This is a genomic window from Kitasatospora sp. Ki12 (genome assembly GCF_054601375.1).
Genome location: NZ_BAAIHT010000001.1, coordinates 401,251 through 419,405, shown reverse-complemented (window position 1 = coordinate 419,405; position 18,155 = coordinate 401,251). Strand labels below are relative to the sequence as shown.

General features: G+C 74.5%; 16 protein-coding genes. 13 read left to right on the top strand and 3 right to left on the bottom strand.

The genetic code is table 11. The annotated features are described in order from the left end of the window. Window positions 1-212: 212 nt before the first annotated feature. The 3 genes from ACYP53_RS01815 to ACYP53_RS01805 all read left to right on the top strand — a co-directional run bounded on the left by ACYP53_RS01815 (window position 213) and on the right by ACYP53_RS01805 (window position 2,427). Window positions 213-1,457: a sensor histidine kinase gene (locus ACYP53_RS01815; protein ID WP_459646479.1), complete on the top strand. Its 1,245-nt coding sequence runs from the start codon at window positions 213-215 to the stop codon at window positions 1,455-1,457. Further along, window positions 1,454-2,131, top strand: coding sequence for a response regulator transcription factor (locus tag ACYP53_RS01810; RefSeq protein WP_459646478.1), 678 nt, complete (start codon window positions 1,454-1,456; stop codon window positions 2,129-2,131). The genes ACYP53_RS01815 and ACYP53_RS01810 overlap by 4 nt, the downstream gene beginning before the upstream one ends. Before the next feature lie 113 nt (window positions 2,132-2,244). Beyond that, the gene (locus ACYP53_RS01805; protein WP_459646477.1) at window positions 2,245-2,427 is read left to right on the top strand and encodes a hypothetical protein; all 183 of its coding nucleotides are present in this window, start codon (window positions 2,245-2,247) and stop codon (window positions 2,425-2,427) included. Window positions 2,428-2,497: 70 nt separating this feature from the next. Here ACYP53_RS01805 and ACYP53_RS01800 read toward each other — a convergent pair whose 3' ends face one another. Further along, window positions 2,498-3,910, bottom strand: a complete 1,413-nt coding sequence (locus tag ACYP53_RS01800; RefSeq protein WP_459646476.1) for an amidase — start codon at window positions 3,908-3,910, stop codon at window positions 2,498-2,500. 139 nt (window positions 3,911-4,049) lie between these two features. Here ACYP53_RS01800 and ACYP53_RS01795 point away from each other — a divergent pair, with 139 nt between their 5' ends. From ACYP53_RS01795 to ACYP53_RS01750, 10 genes are all read left to right on the top strand, one after another. Continuing rightward, window positions 4,050-4,643: a TetR/AcrR family transcriptional regulator gene (locus tag ACYP53_RS01795; protein ID WP_459646475.1), complete on the top strand. Its 594-nt coding sequence runs from the start codon at window positions 4,050-4,052 to the stop codon at window positions 4,641-4,643. Window positions 4,644-4,802: 159 nt separating this feature from the next. Next, window positions 4,803-6,050, top strand: a complete 1,248-nt coding sequence (gene aroA / locus ACYP53_RS01790) for a 3-phosphoshikimate 1-carboxyvinyltransferase (protein WP_459646474.1) — start codon at window positions 4,803-4,805, stop codon at window positions 6,048-6,050. Window positions 6,051-6,164: 114 nt separating this feature from the next. Then, the gene (locus tag ACYP53_RS01785; RefSeq protein ID WP_459646473.1) at window positions 6,165-7,268 is read left to right on the top strand and encodes a serine hydrolase domain-containing protein; all 1,104 of its coding nucleotides are present in this window, start codon (window positions 6,165-6,167) and stop codon (window positions 7,266-7,268) included. Window positions 7,269-7,369: 101 nt separating this feature from the next. Beyond that, window positions 7,370-8,146 (top strand): MerR family transcriptional regulator, encoded by a 777-nt coding sequence (locus ACYP53_RS01780; RefSeq protein WP_459646472.1) that lies wholly within the window; start codon window positions 7,370-7,372, stop codon window positions 8,144-8,146. A 92-nt stretch (window positions 8,147-8,238) separates the two neighbouring features. Next, window positions 8,239-9,336: an RNA ligase family protein gene (locus ACYP53_RS01775; RefSeq protein ID WP_459646471.1), complete on the top strand. Its 1,098-nt coding sequence runs from the start codon at window positions 8,239-8,241 to the stop codon at window positions 9,334-9,336. 181 nt (window positions 9,337-9,517) lie between these two features. After that, complete coding sequence (locus ACYP53_RS01770; RefSeq protein ID WP_459646470.1) at window positions 9,518-9,940, top strand: YciI family protein; 423 nt, start codon at window positions 9,518-9,520, stop codon at window positions 9,938-9,940. Continuing rightward, the gene (locus ACYP53_RS01765; protein WP_459646469.1) at window positions 9,937-11,193 is read left to right on the top strand and encodes an RNA polymerase sigma factor; all 1,257 of its coding nucleotides are present in this window, start codon (window positions 9,937-9,939) and stop codon (window positions 11,191-11,193) included. Before ACYP53_RS01770 ends, ACYP53_RS01765 begins: the two co-directional genes overlap by 4 nt. 569 nt (window positions 11,194-11,762) lie before the next feature. Further along, the gene (locus ACYP53_RS01760) at window positions 11,763-12,818 is read left to right on the top strand and encodes an alpha/beta hydrolase (protein ID WP_189916486.1); all 1,056 of its coding nucleotides are present in this window, start codon (window positions 11,763-11,765) and stop codon (window positions 12,816-12,818) included. A 214-nt stretch (window positions 12,819-13,032) separates the two neighbouring features. Further along, window positions 13,033-13,980, top strand: coding sequence for an AurF N-oxygenase family protein (locus tag ACYP53_RS01755; protein ID WP_459646468.1), 948 nt, complete (start codon window positions 13,033-13,035; stop codon window positions 13,978-13,980). A 61-nt stretch (window positions 13,981-14,041) separates the two neighbouring features. Beyond that, complete coding sequence (locus ACYP53_RS01750) at window positions 14,042-15,730, top strand: 4Fe-4S binding protein (protein ID WP_459646467.1); 1,689 nt, start codon at window positions 14,042-14,044, stop codon at window positions 15,728-15,730. Between the two features lie 442 nt (window positions 15,731-16,172). Here ACYP53_RS01750 and ACYP53_RS01745 read toward each other — a convergent pair whose 3' ends face one another. Next, window positions 16,173-17,246 carry an aromatic ring-hydroxylating oxygenase subunit alpha gene (locus ACYP53_RS01745; RefSeq protein WP_459646466.1) on the bottom strand — a complete coding sequence of 358 codons (1,074 nt, stop codon included), beginning with the start codon at window positions 17,244-17,246 and terminating at the stop codon, window positions 16,173-16,175. Between the two features lie 8 nt (window positions 17,247-17,254). Beyond that, window positions 17,255-18,109, bottom strand: coding sequence for a class I SAM-dependent methyltransferase (locus ACYP53_RS01740; RefSeq protein WP_459646465.1), 855 nt, complete (start codon window positions 18,107-18,109; stop codon window positions 17,255-17,257). Between the last annotated feature and the right edge of the window lie 46 nt (window positions 18,110-18,155).

Below are 18,155 nucleotides of genomic sequence, written 5' to 3'. Positions count from 1 at the left end.
ACCCGGCCTACGACCTGCTCCGGGCCACCGGGCGCCGTGCCAGCCTCCCGGGAAGGGACGCCGGGACTGCGGGGAGCACGCGTGGGACAACCACGACGGCGTCACCGCACGTTGCTACCACTGTGAGGTGGGCGAGCGGGCGTGGCGCTGACCAGGGCTTCTCCCTCGATCGGGGGAGGTCGGCTCCGGACGGGGTGGCGATACTTGCACGCATGATCAAGGTTCTTCGGCCGCTGCTGCGCGGTTCCACGTACACAGGTGTGCTGTTCGCCGTTCTCGGGGCGCTGGCGGCTCTGCCGTTGGCGCTGGTCGCGCTGGTGCCCGTGGCCGGGATGCGGGCGGACCCGTACCTGCTGTCGGCGGTGCTGTCCCTGCTGTTGTGGGTGGCGTTGATCGGGGCGGTGGGGCTGGCCGGGGTGACGCGGCGGATGCTGGTGCGGGGCGCGCGGCGGCTGCTGCGGGTGACGGTGCCGGACCCGGTGAAGGGGGCCTCGGGGGAGCGGTGGCGGACCCCGGTGTTCCTGGTGGTGCACGTGCTGTCGGGGTGGGTGCTGCTGTTCGGCGGGAGCGTCCTGCTGACGATGGCGGTGGCGCTGCCGGGGAACTGGGCGTCGGGTGACGTGCGGATCAGCCTGTTCGGGTGGGCCACCGACCTGACCGGCGGCTGGAGCTGGGTGGTCGCGGCGGTCTGCCTGGCAGCTGCGGCGGTGCTGTTCGTGGCGGTGTCCGGTGGCCTGCGCCGGCTGGCGCCGCGGCTGCTGGGGCCGTCGGCGGCGGAACGGCTGGCGATGGCGGCGGAGCGGGAGCGGGCACTGGCCGAACGGAACCGGCTGGCGCACGAGCTGCACGACTCGATCGGGCACACGCTGACCGCCGCCACCATCCAGGCCGCCGTCGCCGGGGAGGTGCTGGCGGCCGATCCGGTGGCGGCACGGGCGGCGATGCGCAGCATCGAGGAGTCGACCCGGGCGGCGCTGGAGGACCTGGACTACGTGCTGGGCGTCCTGCGGGACGAGCAGGCGGGCACGGCGCCGACCCGGACGCTCGCGGACCTGCCCGAACTGCTCGACCGGCTGCGCCACGCAGGCGCGGTGGTGGAGCCGGAGATCGTCGGCTCGCCGGAGCGGGTGCACGGCACGCTGTCCCGGGCCGCGTACCGGATCCTTCAGGAGGGCCTGACCAACGCGCTGCGGCACGGGGCGGGCGGTCCGATCCTGCTGCGGGTGGTGGCGGGCGAGGACGGGCTGGAGCTGAGCGTCGACAACGAGGCGAAGTCGGGGCCGAGCGGCTTCCCGACCTCGGGCCACGGCCTGCCCGGTCTCGCCGAGCGGGTGCGGCTGCTGCACGGCGAGTTCGAGGCCGGGCCGTACGGGGGCGGGGGCGTCGGGGGTACTGGAGGCGGTGGTCCGCAGCGTTGGCGCCTGGCCGTGCGGCTGCCGGTACGGTGGGCGGCGTGAGCAGCCCGGAAGCCCCCGTCGCCGTCCTGATCGCGGACGACGACCCCGTGACCCGCAGCGGGCTGAGCACCCTGCTGGGCGCCCAGCCGGGCCTGACGGTGGTGGGGCAGGCGGCGGACGGGGTCGAGGTGGTCGAGCAGGTGCGGCGGCTGCGGCCGGACGTGGTGCTGATGGACGTCCGGATGCCGCGCCGCAACGGGATCGAGGCGACCCGCGAACTGCTGAACGCGGGCGACGGAACCCCGCCGAAGGTCGTGGTGATCACGACCTTCGAGAACGACGACTACGTGACGGCCGCGCTCAGCGCCGGGGCGAGCGGCTTCGTCCTGAAGCGGCGGCCCGTCCCGCAGATCGCGGAGGCGGTGCGGGTGGCGGCGGCCGGGGAGGCGATCCTGTTCCCGGCCGCGCTGCGCCGGATGGTGGCGGCCCGCCCGCTGAACTCGGCGGAGGCGCTGCCCCGGGCCGCGCTGACCGGGCGGGAGGAGGAGGTGCTGCGGCTGATGGCGACGGGCTCGTCGAACCCGGAGATCGCCGAGTCGCTGGCGGTGAGCCTGGAGACGGTGAAGACGCACGTCGGGAACGTGCTGACCAAGCTCGGCGCGCAGAACCGGACGCACGCGGTGGTGATCGCGTACGAGTCCGGGCTGGTGGTTCCGGGCCTGCAGGGGGCGTGAGCCGTCGTCAACCGGCGTCGAGTACTGAGGGGGAGACTGTGAATCGAGAACCGCGAGACGGTGATGGGGCCCGAACCGGCCGTGGGGGACGGACCGGCCGTGGGGGACGGCTGGTGGGCGTCGGGCTGGCCACGCTGGGCCTGGTGCTGGTCGCGGCCGGGGTGTTCGCGCTGCTCCGGCTGGTGCCGGCGGACTCCGGCGGCGGGTCGGTGCTCCGGACGGCGGGCGGCGGCCTGTTGGCCGGTCTCACGCTCGCGTGGGGCGCCTACCTGGGCCGGAGCCTGCGCCGGCGGTAGCCGTCGTCCGCCCCGCCGGCCGTCCCGTAACGCCCCGCCGCCGCCCCGCCACCGTCCCGCTGCCGCCTCGCTACCGTCGGGGGTCGATCGGGGTGAGCACGCCCAGGCGGTCCTCGACGGCCTGGGCGGCGGCCAGGCACAGGTCCTCGCGGAAGGCCCGTCCGATCAGCTGCACGCCGGTGGGGAGGCCGTCCTCGGCGAGCCCGGTCGGGACGGCGACCGCCGGGACGCCGACGAAGCTGGTCACCGAGCACAGCCGCATCGCCATGGCGACCCGGTCGCGGCCCGCCCGGTCCCGCGACTCCAGGCCCGGTTCGACCGGCGGCTCGGTGAAGACCGGGCCCAGCAGCAGCGGGTACTCGTCCAGGAACTCCGTCCAGGAGCGGCGGATGTTCATCCACGCGCTCATCAGCCGGATCAGCCCCGGGGCGTCGGCGGGCGGGGCGCTGCGCATGGTCAGCTCGATGTAGCGGTCGCCGCCCTCGCCGAGCAGCTGCCGTACGGCGGGCCAGCTCGGGGCGAACTCGGTGACGGTGAGCCGGTGGTAGGTGTCGTACGCCTCGTCCAGCCGCGGGACGTCGGGCACCTCCCGGACCTCGTACCCGGCGTCGCGCAGTGCCTCGGCGGCGACCTTGACGGCCCGGCGGACGGTGGGGTGGACGCCGTGGCCGCCCGGGTCGGCGACCACGGCCACCCTGAGCGGCCGCCGGAGCGGTTCGCCGTACAGCGGCGCCGGGACGGCGCGCGGGTCGCGGGGGTCGGTGCCGGCCAGCGTCTCGTAGGCGAGCCGGAGGTCGGCCACCGTACGGGCCAACGGGCCGTCGGTGACCAGGACTTGGGAGGCCGGGCCGGGGTCGTCCGGGCCGATCAGGCGCTGGTCGGCGGGGAAGCGGCCGGTGGTCGGCTTGAGGGCGGCGACGCCGCAGAAGGCGGCCGGGATCCGGACCGAGCCGCCCGAGTCGTTGCCGAGCCCGAGCGGGGCCAGGCCGGCGGCGACCGCGGCGCCGTCACCGCCGCTGCTGCCGCCAGGGGTGCGGCTCGGGTCCCAGGGGTTGCGGGTGTCGCCGTACAGCTCGCTGCGGGTGTGCATCCCGGCCAGGATCAGGGTCGGCAGGTTGCTGTGGCCGATCGGGATCGCCCCGGCGGCGCGCAGCCGGGCCACCGGGACGGCATCGGCGGGGGCGACGTGGTCACGGAAGCGCGGGGTGCCGAAGGTGGTGGGCACGCCCTCGATCGGCGTGCACTCCTTGACGGTGAACGGCACACCCGCGAGCGGCCCGACGGCCTCGCCGGCGGCCCGGCGGCGGTCGGTGTCCCGGGCGGCCGCGCGGGCCCGGTCGGCGAGGAGCCGGGTCACGGCGTTCAGGTGCGGGTTGACCTCGGCGATGCGGTCGAGGTGGCTGTCGACCACGTCGAGGGCGGAGACCTCGCCGGTGCGGACGGCGGCGGCGAGTTCGGTGGCGGGTTTGCTCCACAGGGGCATGGGGGCGGGGCTCCTCGGGCTCGTTCCGATGCGGTTGCATCGGAACCATAGCCGAGGAAGCGATACGCTTGCATCGGAATAAGGTGGGAACTCGGAACGTCGGGATCCCGCACCGTCGGGAACTCGGCCAGGAGGCGGCATGCCCAAGCAGGTGGACCACGAGAGCCGTCGCCGGCTGATCGCCGACGCCGTCTGCGCACTCGTGGACGAACGCGGCCTGGGAGCCGTCACCCTGCGGGACGTCGCCACCCGCGCCGAGGTCTCCATGGGCGCCGTCCAGCGCTGCTTCCGCACCAAGGAGGAGATGCTGGGATTCGCCCTCGCGCACGTCGGCGAGCGCGTCACCGAGCGGGTGCGGGTCCGGCTGACCGCCGGGCCGGCCCAGTCGGCCGCCAGTGAACTCGGGCTGGTCGCCGGGGAAGTGGCGCTGCTGCGCGAGGAACACCGGGCCGAGGCCAGGATCTGGCTCGCCTTCGTCGCCGCGGCCGCCGTCGACCCCGGGCTGGCGCAGACCCTGCGCGGCAGCTACGCGGCGCTGGAGGAGCTGGTGGTGCGGCTGGTCACGGAGGCGTCCGACGACGGGCGCGGGGTGCTGGAGGCGCGGACCGAGGTCCGGACGCTGCTCGCCCTCGCGGACGGGCTCACCGCGCACGTCCTGATCGGGCACCGGACGGCGGCGGAGGCGGAGGAGGTCCTGCACGCGCACCTGGCCGGGCTCTGGGAACGCCGCTGAGGGCCCCGGAGTTCGGCGCGCTGTCCGGAGTGCCGCTGAGCCTTGGGAGTTCGCCGGGCCGTCGTCGTCCAGTCCGTGGAACGTCGCGAACGGCAGGGAGCCGGTGCGGCAGGATCGGGACCGACGCCACCGGACGCACCTGTGTTGGGAGAGCCTGCCGTGACCGCCGTCCAGATCCCCGGGTCCAAGTCCATCACCGCCCGGGCGCTGTTCCTGGCCGCCGCCGCCGACGGCGAGACCACCCTGCACCGGCCGCTCGCCTCCGACGACACCGAAGGCTTCGCGCAAGGGCTGGCCGCACTCGGCTACCGGGTCGAACGGGCGGCCGACGCCTGGCGGGTGACGGGCCGGCCCGCCGGGCCCGCCGTCGAGACGGCCGAGGTGTACTGCCGGGACGGCGCCACCACCGCCCGCTTCCTGCCCACCCTCGCCGCCGCCGGCCACGGCACCTACCGCTTCGACGCCTCGGCCCAGATGCGCCGCCGCCCCGTCGCCCCGCTCACCCGGGCACTGCGCGACCTGGGCGTCGACCTGCGGCACGAGCAGGCCGAGGGGCACCACCCGCTCACCGTCGTCGCCGACGGCGTCCGCGGCGGCGAACTCACCCTGGACGCCGGGGAGTCCTCGCAGTACCTGACCGCGCTGCTGCTGCTCGGCCCGCTCACCCGCGACGGCCTGCGGATCACCGTCACCCGGCTGGTCTCGGCCCCGTACATCGGCATCACCCTCGCGATGATGCGCTCCTTCGGCGTCGAGGTGAAGCGGGAACGGACGCCGCACGGCGAACTCTTCGACGTGCCCCCCGGCGGCTACCGGGCCACCGGGTACGCCGTCGAACCGGACGCCTCCACCGCGAGCTACTTCTTCGCCGCCGCCGCCCTCGCCGGCCGCGAGACCACCGTCCCCGGCCTCGGCCGCGACGCCCTCCAGGGCGACCTGCGCTTCGTCGACGTCCTGCGGCGGATGGGCGTCCGGGTCGACGTCGGGGACGACCGTACGACCGTGGCCGGCGACGGCACGCTCGGCGGCCTCACCGTCAACATGCGGGACATCTCCGACACCATGCCCACCCTCGCCGCGATCGCGCCCTTCGCCACCGGGCCGGTCCGGATCGAGGACGTCCACAACACCCGGGTCAAGGAGTGCGACCGCCTGGAGGCCTGCGCCGCCAACCTCCGCGCGATGGGCATCACCGTGAACACCGGCGACGACTGGATCGAGATCTACCCCGGCACGCCCCGCCCGGTCGAGATCGCCACCCACGGCGACCACCGGATCGTGATGTCCTTCGCCGTCACCTCGCTGCGCACACCGGGCATCACCTTCGACGACCCGGGATGCGTGCGGAAGACCTTCCCGGGATTCCACGAGGCGTTCGCGCGGCTGCGGGCGGAGTGGGGCGTCTGAGGGCTGCGGCCGGGGCTGTGAGCTGGATCACGCTTGAGGTTGACCCAGGGGCGGGGTGGAGGCTCGGCGCAGCGGCCCGACACGGGAGCGGGCCGACGGACGCGAAGGAGCGCCATGTCCACCACCCTGTCCACCGCCCTGTCCGGCCCGGGGTCTGACCGTCCGGAGCTTCGGGCGGCGATCGAGGAGCTCGTCGAAGCGGGCTTCCTCGGCGTGCAGCTGCGGGTCGACGACGAGCGCGGCGAGTGGGTCGGCAGCGCCGGTGCGCGCGAGCTCGGCCGGGCCGATGCGCTCTCCGACGGGCACTTCCGGGTCGGCAGCTCCACCAAGAGCTTCGTCGCCACCGTGGTGCTGCTGCTGGTCGCGGAGGGCCGGATCGGCCTCGACGCCCCGGTCGCCGACCACCTGCCCCGGTTTGGGCTGGACCGGCGGATCACGGTGCGGATGCTGCTGCAGCACACCAGCGGGATTTTCAGCCACACCGGCGAACTCCTCGACGACGGGACGGTCGTGCCCGGGATCCCGTGGCGGGGCAAGGAGTGGGTGGACGGCCGGTTCCGTACCTACCCGCCCGAGGAGCTGGTACGGCTGTCGCTGTCCCGCCCGGCGCGGTTCGCGCCGGGCGCGGGCTGGAGCTACTCCAACACCAACTACGTGCTCGCCCGGCTGGTGATCGAGGAGGTCACCGGCCGGCCGTTCGCCGAGGAACTGCGACGACTGGTCCTGGCGCCGCTGGGGATGACGGGCACCGTGGCGCCGGGCACCTCGCCGGAGGTCCCCGAGCCCCACAACCACGGCTACTACCGCTACCAGGACGCGGGGCGGGAACGGACGGTCGACGTCACCCGGCACAACCCCTCCTGGGTCGCGGCCGGCGGCGACATGATCTCGACCACCCGGGACCTGCACACCTACTTCTCCGCGCTGATGGGCGGCCGCCTCCTGCCGGCCGGCCTGCTGGCGGAGATGCGCACGCCGGAGGCGACGATCGGCTACGGCCTGGGCGTGTTCGCGCAGGACCTGGGCCAGGGCCGCGGCACCGTCTACCACCACAACGGCGCCACCATCGGCTCGGCGGCGCTGATGTACGGCAGCCCCGACGGCGGCACGACCCTCACCGCCGGGCTGACCTTCGTGGACGACGCGGACCTGTCCATCGCACCGGCCTTCCAGCGCGCCCAGCAACTGCTCGTCGACGAGGTGTTCCGCGCGGGCTGAACGGCCGTGGGCCGTACGCCCGTGGCCCGTACGCTTCGGGAGCGGGGCGGGGTGGGCGACGACCAGCGAACAGTCGAGAGATGTCGGGGGATGGCGGGCGGATGACGGGCGGAGTCACGATCGGGCAGGCGGCGGCCTTCGTCGGCGTCACGGTGAAGACGGTGCGGCACTACCACCGGCACGGGCTGGTCGAGGAGCCGCGACGCGACGCCTCCGGCTACCGGCGGTACGGGTCGGCGGAGTTGCTGCGGCTGGTGCGGGTCCGGACCCTGGCCGCCGCCGGGGTGCCGCTGGCCGAGGTCGGGCCCCTGCTCGACGCCGACGCCGAGGAGTTCGCCGCCTCCCTCGCCGACGTCGGGCGGCGGCTGACCGAGCGGATCGCGGAGTTGAGCGCCCGTCGCGACACGCTGCACCGGCTCGCCGAGGGCGACCGGGCCCTGCTGCCCGAACGCGCCTGCGCCGTCCTGGACCGGATGCCCGGCCTCGGCTTCGGCCCCGACTACGTGGCCGCGCAACGCGAGGCCCTGGTGCTGGCCCGGGCGATGGTGCCGGAGGGCTTCGACGGGTTCCTGGCCCGGCTGGAACACTGCCTCGACGACCCCGAGTACGTCGAGCTGACCAAGCGCGGCCTGGAGGCCGAGACCTGGGAACCGGACGACCCGCGGATCGAGGAACTCGCGACCGCCATGGCCGACCACTACCTCGCCCACCCCGCCCTACTGGCGAGCCCCGCCAGCCTGCGGGCCTGGCGCAGGGCTTCCGCCCAGTACCGGATGATCAACGAGCACGGCGGTGACCGGGCGCCGGTCTCGGCCCGGCTGACCGCGCTCACCGAGGCCAGGCTCCGAGCCGCCGGGGTAGCCCTGCCGCGGTCGTGACGGTGGGCGCCGGTGGCGGGCGCCGGCCCTCGGCCCCGGCCCCCGGGAATCCCGGTTGCCGGTGGGCGGGTTCGGCGGCGAGGATCCTGTTCGTGTCCGAGTTCGTGTCCGAGACGACGGCGTTCGACGGGGCCGAGCTGCGGCCCTACCCCAAGATCCCCTCGCGCGGCCGCTCCGGCGGGCCCGGCGGCCGCGAGTGGACCGCGACGGAGAAGGTGCACGGCGCGCACTTCGCGGTGGTCTGCGAGGGCGGGGAGGGCGGGGATGGCGGGGATGGCGGGGATGGCGGGGCGGTGCGGGCCGCGAAGCGGCGCGAACTGCTGGACGACGAGGAGCTGGACGGCTTCTTCGGCGTGAGCCGGATCTGGCCCGAACTCACGGTCGCCGCAAGCCGGTTCGCCGCGGCCGTGCGCTGGCACGGGCGCGGGGCGTGGGGCCTCTCGGCCACGGTGACGATCTACGGCGAGCTGGCCGGCGGACGCTACCCGCACCCCGGGGTGCCCGCCGTCGCCGGGGTCGACCCGGTGCAGACCGGCGTCTGGTACGACCCCGGCCTGCGCTGGCTGCCGTTCGACGCCACCGTCGAGACGCCCGAAGGCCGTTGGTGGATCGCCGACCGCGCCCTGCGCGCGGCCGCGAGCACCGCCGGACTCACCTGCGTCCCGCTCCTCGGGCACGGCGCGCTGAACGCCCTGCAGGACCTGCCGGTGCTGTTCCCCAGCCGGGTGCCGGCCCTGTTCGGGCTGCCCGACCTGGCGGACAACCTCGCGGAGGGGTACGTCCTCAAACCGGCCGGGGAGTGGCGGGAGCGGCGGGAGTCGGGCGAGGCCGGGGCAGCGGCCCGTCCACTGGTGAAGGTCAAGCAGCAGGCCTTCGCCGAGGACGGCCGCTACGGCGGCGCCCGCCCGTACCTGCCCCCACCGGAGGGCGCGGCCGGCGTCCCGGCCTGGCTGCTGGTCCAGGCATCCGCGCTGCTCACCCCCGCCCGGGCAGCAGCCGCGGTCAGCAAGCTCGGGCCACGGACGGCGCCGGCCGCGGTGGCACGGGAGATCGCCCAGGACACGGCCGAGGAACTCGCCGACGCCCTGGGCGGTTTGGACCCGTCCGTCCTGGCAGCACTGCACCGGTCACTGGAACCCGCGGCGCTGGCCCTGGCATCCTTCGACGCGGAAGACCGGCGCAACTCCTGACCCCGGGGGCCTGCGGTACCTTGATCATCGGCGTTGCCGGGGGGCGTCTCGGCGCCCGGAGGAAATCCTCGGAGAAATCTCTCGGAGAAGTTCTCGGCCGATGTCGAGGGCCCGTCCCGCGGCTCCGACTGAGAGGTGACAGCGCGCCGACGGGGCGCGCGGGACCGAGGGGACACCCGAGATGAAGTACGTCGCGATGATCTACGGCAACCAGGCCAAGTGGGACTCCTTCCCGGCCGAGGCGTGGCCCGAGGCGATCGCCAAGCAGGAGGCGTTCAACACCAGGTACCGCGAGAGCGGCGAGCTGATCGGCGCCTACGGACTGGCCGACGCGGCCGCCGCGCAGCTGGTGCGCCGGGCCGAGGGCGTGCCGGTGGTCACCGACGGGCCCTACCTGGAGACCAAGGAGTACCTGGCCAGCTTCTACCTCCTCGACTGCGAGAGCCTGGAACGCGCCCAGCGGATCGCGGCCGACATGCCGTTCGCGGACGTCGAGCCGGTCGAGCTGTGGCCGATCCTGCACGAGTCGCCGGTGAACGAGCTTTCGGTGAGCGAACTTCCGGTGGACGAGCTGCCGGTGGACGAGCTCCCGGTGAGCGAGTGAGCGTCGGGAGCGACCGCGTCGAGGACCTGCTGCGCGAACTCGCGCCGCAGGTCCTCGGCGCGCTGGTGCGACGGCACGGCGGGGCGTTCGACGCGTGCGAGGACGCGGCGCAGGAAGCACTGCTGGCCGCCGCACTGCAGTGGCGCCGGGACGGGCTGCCCGCGAACCCGCGCGGCTGGCTGGTGACCGTCGCTGACCGCAGGCTCGTCGACCAGGTGCGCAGCGAGTCGGCCCGGCGGCGGCGGGAGGAGGCACTGGCCCTCGCCACCCCGCAGTCGGCCCTCCTCGCCCCGGCCGCCGACGAGCCCGACCCGGTGGCCGACGACTCCCTGGCCCTGCTGTTCCTCTGCTGCCACCCGGCCCTGTCCGTGCCGAGCCGGGTCGCGCTCACCCTGCGCGCCGTCGGAGGCCTCACCACCGCGCAGATCGCCGCCGCGTTCCTGGTGCCCGAGACCACCATGGCGCAGCGGATCAGCCGGGCCAAGCAGACCCTCAGGACCGCGGGCGGACGGCTCGCCCTGCCCGAAGGAGACGACGGCGCCGCCCGGCTCGGCGAGGTCCGGCACGTGCTGTACCTGATCTTCAACGAGGGCTACACCGCCAGCGACGGCGAGGAACTGACCGTACCGAGGCTCGCCGCCGAAGCGATCCGGCTGACCCGCCTGCTGCTGCGCCTCACCCCCGGCGACGCCGAGACCGCGGGCCTGCTCGCCCTGATGCTCCTCACCGACGCCCGCCGGCCCGCCCGTACCGGACCGTACGGCGAACTGGTCCCGCTGGAGGAGCAGGACCGCGGCCGCTGGGACCGCGAACCGCTCGGCGAAGGACTGGAGTTGATCGCCGCCACGCTCCCGGGCGGACAGCCCGGGCCGTACCAGGTGCAGGCGGCGATCGCCGCGGTGCACAGCGAGGCGCCGACCGCCGGAGCCACCGACTGGCCGCAGATCCTGGCGCTGTACGACCTGCTGCTGCGCTTCGACGCCAACCCGATGGTCGCCCTCAACCGGGCCGTCGCCGTGGCCATGGTCCACGGGCCGGCGGCCGGGCTCGCCCTCCTCGACGGACTCGCCGCCGACAAGCGCCTCGCCCGCCACCACCGCCTGCTCGCCGCCCGCGCCCACCTCCTCGACCGACTCGGCACCGACCCGGCCACCGCCGCCCACACCTACCGCGAAGCCGCCGCCCGCACCTCCAGCGCCCCGGAACGCCGCCACCTCACAGCCCAGGCCCAACGGGTCGAGCGGGGCGGGTGAATATGTCGGTCGGTCTACTGATTTCCGGGGGTGCGAGGCGCAGCGCGCACAGGAAGTCGGGCTGGTCGACTTCTCGTGCGCGGTCCGGAGTTCGGTCCGGGGGAATATGCAGACCGGTCTATAGATTTGGCGCCGGGGTGGCGCTTGTTGCGTGAGAAGTCGGGCGGGCCGACTTTTCGTGCGGAGGTGCGGGGTGTGGCCTGCGGCGGGCCGGGAGGGATATGTCGGTCGGTCTACTGATTCCTGGGCGCCGGGCGGGCCGTCGTAGGAAGTCGGGCTGGTCGACTTTCTGTGCGCGGGCCGGAGTTCGGTCGGGGGGGAGTATGCAGACCGGTCTACAGATTCGGTGCCGGGGTGGCGCTTGCTGCGTGAGAAGTCGGGCGGGCCGACTTTTCGTGCAGCCGGGGGCGACAGAAGAGGTAGACCGGTCTGCATAATTTTTCCGGGATGTGGGCTCGGGTGGGTCGAGGGTGGGTTCAGGGGGCGTCGAGGAGGCTTCCAAGTCTGCTGGGACTGGCCCATCATGGGCTCCCGCGTTCAGGCAGAACCGCCCCCAGGAGGCAGACGAGATGACGATCCCCTTCCCCGTCCGGATCCAGGCCGCCTTCGTCCGGGGTGCGTACGCCCTGCCGGAGGGGCTGCGGCGGGCGTTCGCGGGCAAGCCGGTGGTGCGGGACGGGCAGACGCTCGCGTTGGACGCGCAGTTGATCCTCAAGCTGCAGCGCCTGTCGAAGGCGTCCCTGGTGATGCCGGGCGGGGTCGCGTCCTCGCGGGTCGCGATGGAGTACGCGCGGCATCTGGTGGGCGGTCCGGTGCTGCGTTCGGTGGCCGCGCGTGCCGTCGGGATCCCGCAGGAGCAGGGGGAGTTGGCCGCGACGCTGTATACGCCGGACGGGCTGGCGGAGGGTTCCGGCCTGCTGGTGTTCCTGCACGGCGGGGGCTGGGTGGTCGGCAGTCGGGCCAGCCACGACCACGTCGCCCGGTTCCTGGCGCAGCGGGCGAACGTCCGGGTGCTGTCGGTGGAGTACCGGCTGGCGCCCGAGCACGTGTTCCCGGCGGCCGCCGAGGACGCGCTGGCCGCGTTCGACTACGCGTACGCCAAGGCGGCGGACCTGGGCGCGGATCCGGAGCGGATCGCGGTCGGTGGGGACAGTGCGGGCGGCAACCTGGCCGCCGTCGCGGCGCAGGCGGCCGTGCGGCGGGGCGGTCCCGCGCCGGTGTTCCAGCTGCTGCTGTACCCGGCGACCGACGCCTCGGTCCGGCGCCCCTCGCGCGACCTGTTCGCCGACGGGTTCTTCCTGACCAGCGCCGGCATGGACTGGTTCGCCGACCGGTACGCGCCCGAGCCCGCCGACCGCGCCGACCCGCGCCTGTCGCCGCTGCTCGCCGAGGACCTGACCGGCCTGCCGCCCGCGTACGTCGGCACCGCGGGCTTCGACCCGCTGCGCGACGAGGGCGAGGCGTACGCGCGGGCGCTGGGGGAGGCGGGGGTGGAGGTGCGGCTGAGCCGGCAGTCGGACCTCATCCACGGGTACGCCAACTACATCGGCGTCGGCCACCGCTTCCGGGAGGCGACGGCCGAGGCGGCCGAGGCGTTGCGGCAGGCGCTGGGTGGTGCGGCGTAGTCGCTGCGCCGTAGCCGTCACGGCGGATGGGTGAAGGGCGGGGCCCCGACGGGCTCCGCCCTTCGTCGTGCCCGCCGTTCGTCGTGCCCGCCGTTCGTCGTGCCCGGGGCAAGGGCCGGTGCACAGGGGGTTCTCGGCGGCGGGCTCTTATTGTACTGTCCGTCTAATAAGCGGGTGAGCGGGAACCCGCAGGAGCAGGCACCTGGAGGCAGCCATGGCTCTCACCGACCCGGTGGCGCGGGGGCGGGACCACCACCACGACGGCGGCCGGGAGCACCGGCACACCACGGCCGACGACGACGTCTCGAAGCGGCTGCTGGAGTCGGCCGCCACCCTCTCCTTCGACCCCTCGACCGAGATCGACTGGGACGCCCCCCTCGCGGAGGGGCACTACGGGCTGAACCCGGAGTGGAGCACGCTCTACGGCACCCGGCTGTGGGACGAGATGACCGAGCGGCAGCGGGTCACCCTGACCCGGCACGAGGTCTGCTCGATCATGAACACCGGTATCTGGTTCGAGATGATCCTCCAGCAGATGGTGCTGCGCGACCAGTACCTCAAGGACCCCGCCAGCGCCGAGTTCCAGTTCGCGCTCACCGAGATCGCCGACGAGTGCCGCCACTCGATCATGTTCGCCCGGGCCTGCGCGAAGATGGGCGTCCCCGCCTACCGCCCCAACAAGCTGATAGCCCAGGCCGGTCGCGCGTACAAGGCGCTCGCCAGGGGTGAACTCGCGTACGGCGGAATCCTGGTGGCCGAAGAGGTGCTCGACGTCATGCAGCGCGACTGGATGCGCGGCGAGAACGTGCTGGAGATCGTCCGCGGCACCTCCCGGATCCACGTGGTGGAGGAGTCGCGGCACATGAAGTTCGCCCGGCAGGAGATCCGCGAGCGGATGCGGTACGCGAGCCCGTCGCGCCGTCGCGCCTCGGCCACCGGCATCGCCATGGGCGCGTACGTCATCGTCACCAGCATGGTCCACCCGGGCGTGTACAAGGCCGCCGGGCTCGACGTGCGGCGGGCGCTCGCCGAGGTGCGGGCCAACGAGCACCGCAAGGCGATGATGCGCACCAGCTCCCGGCATTTGATGGCCTTCCTCGCCGAGACCGGGTTGCTGACCAGCCGCTCCGCGGCCGTCTACCGCCGGGTGCACATGCTCTGACGGTTCGTCAGGCGAGCTCGAGACCCAATCCCCCACGCGCAGCGAGGACTCCACCCCGGCCATGGCCTACGCGATCACCCAGACCTGCTGCAACGACGCCTCGTGCGTGTCCGTCTGCCCGGTCAACTGCATCCACCCGACCCCGGACGAACCGGAGTTCGGCACCACCGACATGCTGTACATCGACCCGCAGGCGTGCATCGACTGCGGTGCCTGCGCGGACGCCTGCCCGGTGGACGCGGTGTTCCCGGTCGACCGGCTGCGCGGTCCGGACACCGTGTTCGGCGACCTCAACCGCGACTGGTTCCGCGACCACCCCAGCGATCACGCCTGGGGCCGGCCCAGTTTCCCGCGCAGCCTGCCGGGCGAGCTCGGCGTGCTGCGGATCGCCGTCGTCGGCACCGGCCCCTCCGCCGGGTACACCGCGCAGGAACTGCTGCGCAGCACCAGTGCCGAGCTCACCATGATCGACCGGCTGCCGGTCACCGGCGGACTGCTGCGGCACGGCGTCGCGCCCGACCACCAGTCCACCAAGCGGATCGCGGAGAGCTTCGCGAGCGTCTTCCACGACCCGCGGCTGCGGATGCACCTGAACGTGGAGGTCGGCGCCGACGTCACTCACGAGGAGCTCGCCGCCCACCACCACGCGGTGATCTACGCGGTCGGCGCGGCGGCCGACCGCCGGCTCGGCGTACCCGGCGAGGAGCTGCCCGGCAGCCTGCCCGCGACCGCCTTCGTCGGCTGGTACAACGCCGACCCGACCGTGCCCGCCGACGCGGTGGAGCTCTCGGCGGAGCGCGTGGTCGTCGTCGGCAACGGCAACGTCGCCGTGGACATCGCCCGCATCCTGCTCACCGACCCCGACCGGCTCGCCGCCACCGACATCGCCGACCACGCGCTGGCCGCGCTGCGTCGCAGCCGGGTCCGGGAGGTCGTGCTGCTCGCCCGGCGCGGCCCGGAGCAGGCGGCGTGGACCAGGGCGGAGTTCCTGGCGCTGCGGCAGCTGCCGGGCGTCGAGGTGGTGGTCGAGGACCACCCGGAGGTGCGGGCGGCGATCGAGGCGGCGTCCGGCGCGCAATCGGCAGCGGACGCGCAGGCGGTGTCCGGCTCGCAGGCGGCGTTGCTCGCCGGGCTGCCGCTGGTCCCGTACGACGGGGCCGCGGAGCCGGGGCCGGGGCGGCGGATCGTGCTGCGGTTCCTGTCGGCGCCGGTCGGGCTGGCGGGGGACGGGCGGGTCGAGGAGCTGACGGTCGAGCGGACCACGCTCGTGGACGGCGAGCGGGCCGAGGCGACCGGGAGGACGGACGTCCTGCGGACCGGCCTGGTGGTGCGCTCCATCGGGCACCGTGGCGTCCCGGTGCCGGGGCTGCCGTTCGACGAGCGCACCGGGACGGTCGCGCACCGGGGTGGGCGGGTCGTCGACCCGGCGACCGGGCGGCCGCTGCCGGGGGCGTACGTGGTGGGGTGGGCCAAGCGCGGGCCGTCCGGCGGGATCGGCGCCAACCGGGCCTGCGCCCGCGAGACCGTGGACGCGCTGCTGGACGACGCGACCGCCCGCGCGCTGCCCGTGCCGGGGGCCGGGCACAAGGAGTTCGACCGGCTGGTGCGGAGCCGGCGGCCGGACGCCGTGGGGCTGAAGGAGCTGCGGGCGGTGGACCGCGCGGAGCGCGAGCGGGGCGAGGCCGAGGGCCGGCCCCGGGTGAAGCTCGCCACCGTGCCCGAGCTGCTGGCGGCGGGCCGGCGGCGGTAGGCGCCGGGGCGGTCGAACTCCCTTACAGCTGTCGGGCATCCGTACGGCACGCGGCGGGGGGCGGGACGTGGTCGCACGGGAAGTCGGCCGGGCCGACTTCCTGCGCGCCCTTCCTGTGCACCCTCCGGTACGACTCCCGGGCGGTGCTTTGTGAGGGGGCTGATGCGCGGCCTGTCGGGTTGACGCGACCGTGTCCCGGTGCGGGCGGGGTGCGTTGGGCGGGTGTGAGTGGATTTGGGGTGATGCCGGTACCGCGGCGGCGGCCGGTCGAAGAAACGATCCTGCTTGGGGTGGAGCCACCCGAGGAGCCCGATGTCGGGGCACCCATCTATGCCGAGCTGGCCCGGCGCTGGCAGGCGGAGGGACGGGCCGTCCCCGGACTGCCCGACCCGGTGTGGGAGACGCTGGCCGCGCCGGGCGGCGGGGGCCAGCCCGGCGGGGGTCAGTCCGCTGGGGGGCAGTCCACCGGGTTCGCCTCCGGGGAGAGATTCGCCGCCGGGTGGACCGAAGGGGTCGGCTGGACCGAAGGGGTCGGATAGGCCGACGAGGCGGGATGCGCCGAAGGGGCCGGAGCGTCCGGATAGAACTGCCGCGCCCAGCGGCGGAACAGCCCGATCGAGCGCTCCCCGGGCACCAGTCGCGGCTGCGCCAGGTACCGCTTGTGCGCCAGGACCGGCCGGTCCTGCTTGATGATCCGTACCGAGGCCTGCAGTGCCAGCCAGGACGCCGCCCGGTCGAGCGCCTTCGCCGACCCGACCCCCGGGACCGGCACCGTGCTGGTCACCGCGAACCGTACCCTGGTGCGCCACGGCGCGACCGGCGTCGCCAGCACCCAGACCCGCAAGGTGGCGCCCAGTTCCGGCAGTTCGGCCACCAGGCGCATCATGCCGAGCCCGGCCAGCGTCACCGGCTGCTCCAGACTGACCGCGCCCAGCCCCGGGAAGCGGGTCGTGGTGCGCTGGTGGACGGTGAACAGCGGGCCGTCCACCTCGGGCGGCGCGGTCTCCCGGGTGTCCAGGCCGTGCAGCACGCTCACGTGCCGGAAGTCGACGCTGTTCTCCATCACCTCCTGCGGGTGCGAGAGCACCTCCCCGCTCCACCAGGCGAGCGGACGCACCCCGACCGCCGGCGGCAGCTCCCACCCGGGCGGTTCGCCGTCCGGCCCGTGCCAGACGAACAGCGCGCCGTCCCGCTCGCAGAGCCGGCGCCGCGTCAGCGACGCCCGGAACCGGGTCCCGTCCGGCGAACCGGTGCAGGAGCCGTCCGGACCGAAGGCGAAACCGTGGAACGGGCAGACCAGGTCCTCGCCCCGGACCGCCCCGCCCGCCCCGAAGTGCGCGCCCAGGTGCGGACAGTGCGGACCGACCGCGCGCACCGCCCCCCGACGGGTCCGGTACAGCACCACGTCCTCGCCCATCAGCCTGGCCGTGCGCACCCGGCCGGGCGGCAGGTCCCGGACCCGTCCGACGCAGAACCAGCCGCTCGGGTACGGCAGCGGGGCGGGGCGCTCGTCCATGGCGGGGGTCACCTCGAAGGCTTGACGGCGGTGTGAACGTACCAGGCGACGTACTCGCGGACGGCGTACATCTCCACCGTGGAACGGAGATTGAGCCACTTCGACGGATCGCCGAAGCGCCGCAGCACCTCCCACGGCAGCCGGAAGTACGCGTACACCGCCTCCGAGGTGGGCGTGTAGTACGGCGTCGCGTCCAGCGCCTCCTCGACCTCGAACCCGGCCTCGGACAGCAGGTCCGACAGGTTGCCGGCGTGGTAGAGCCGGGCCCCGGTCATCGCCATCGCGTCCAGGTACGGTTCGAGCAACGCCCGGGCCCGCGGCTCCAGTTCGTCCAGCGGGACGGTGCTCATCGGGCCGAGGAGCACCAGCCGGCCGCCCGGGCGCAGCACCCGGTGGAACTCCGCCAGGGCGCGCGGCGGATCGTAGGAGTGGACGAGCGTCTCCATCGAGTAGGCGCCGTCGAACTCGCCCTCGGCGAAAGGGAGTCGGTGGAAGTCGCCCCAGCCGAAGGCGGTCCGCCCGTCCAGTGCGGCGCGGGCGCTGAGCCGGCGGGCCTCGGCGAGGTGGAAGTCCAGGACGTCGACGCCGGTCACCTCCAGTCCGAACCGCGCCGCCATCGCCCGGGCCACCACCCCCGCCCCGCACCCGGCGTCCAGCACCCGGGCCCCCGTCGGCAGCGCCAGCTTGCGCCCCAGCACGTCCTGCAGCTGCCGCTGCGCCCGCCACAGCCGCCATTTCGACTGCCCGGGCTCCGTCCAGCCCCAGTGCCGGGCGTTGCGCGCGACCCGGGTGTAGAACCACCGGCTCCCGGGCCGCCCGTACACCCGGCGCAGTCCGGCCAGATCGAGTTGCTGAGCGCCCATGCGGACACGCTAACGGCGGGCCCGGGCCGGCTCCCGGCGGCGCCAC

Coding starts and splice junctions, on each gene's coding strand:
- ACYP53_RS01815 (WP_459646479.1), top strand. CDS start 213: ATGATCAAGGTTCTTCGGCCGCTGCTGCGCGGTTCCACGTACACAGGT.
- ACYP53_RS01800 (WP_459646476.1), bottom strand. CDS start 3,910: ATGCCCCTGTGGAGCAAACCCGCCACCGAACTCGCCGCCGCCGTCCGC.
- ACYP53_RS01795 (WP_459646475.1), top strand. CDS start 4,050: ATGCCCAAGCAGGTGGACCACGAGAGCCGTCGCCGGCTGATCGCCGAC.
- ACYP53_RS01785 (WP_459646473.1), top strand. CDS start 6,165: ATGTCCACCACCCTGTCCACCGCCCTGTCCGGCCCGGGGTCTGACCGT.
- ACYP53_RS01780 (WP_459646472.1), top strand. CDS start 7,370: ATGACGGGCGGAGTCACGATCGGGCAGGCGGCGGCCTTCGTCGGCGTC.
- ACYP53_RS01770 (WP_459646470.1), top strand. CDS start 9,518: ATGAAGTACGTCGCGATGATCTACGGCAACCAGGCCAAGTGGGACTCC.
- ACYP53_RS01760 (WP_189916486.1), top strand. CDS start 11,763: ATGACGATCCCCTTCCCCGTCCGGATCCAGGCCGCCTTCGTCCGGGGT.
- ACYP53_RS01755 (WP_459646468.1), top strand. CDS start 13,033: ATGGCTCTCACCGACCCGGTGGCGCGGGGGCGGGACCACCACCACGAC.
- ACYP53_RS01750 (WP_459646467.1), top strand. CDS start 14,042: ATGGCCTACGCGATCACCCAGACCTGCTGCAACGACGCCTCGTGCGTG.
- ACYP53_RS01745 (WP_459646466.1), bottom strand. CDS start 17,246: ATGGACGAGCGCCCCGCCCCGCTGCCGTACCCGAGCGGCTGGTTCTGC.
- ACYP53_RS01740 (WP_459646465.1), bottom strand. CDS start 18,109: ATGGGCGCTCAGCAACTCGATCTGGCCGGACTGCGCCGGGTGTACGGG.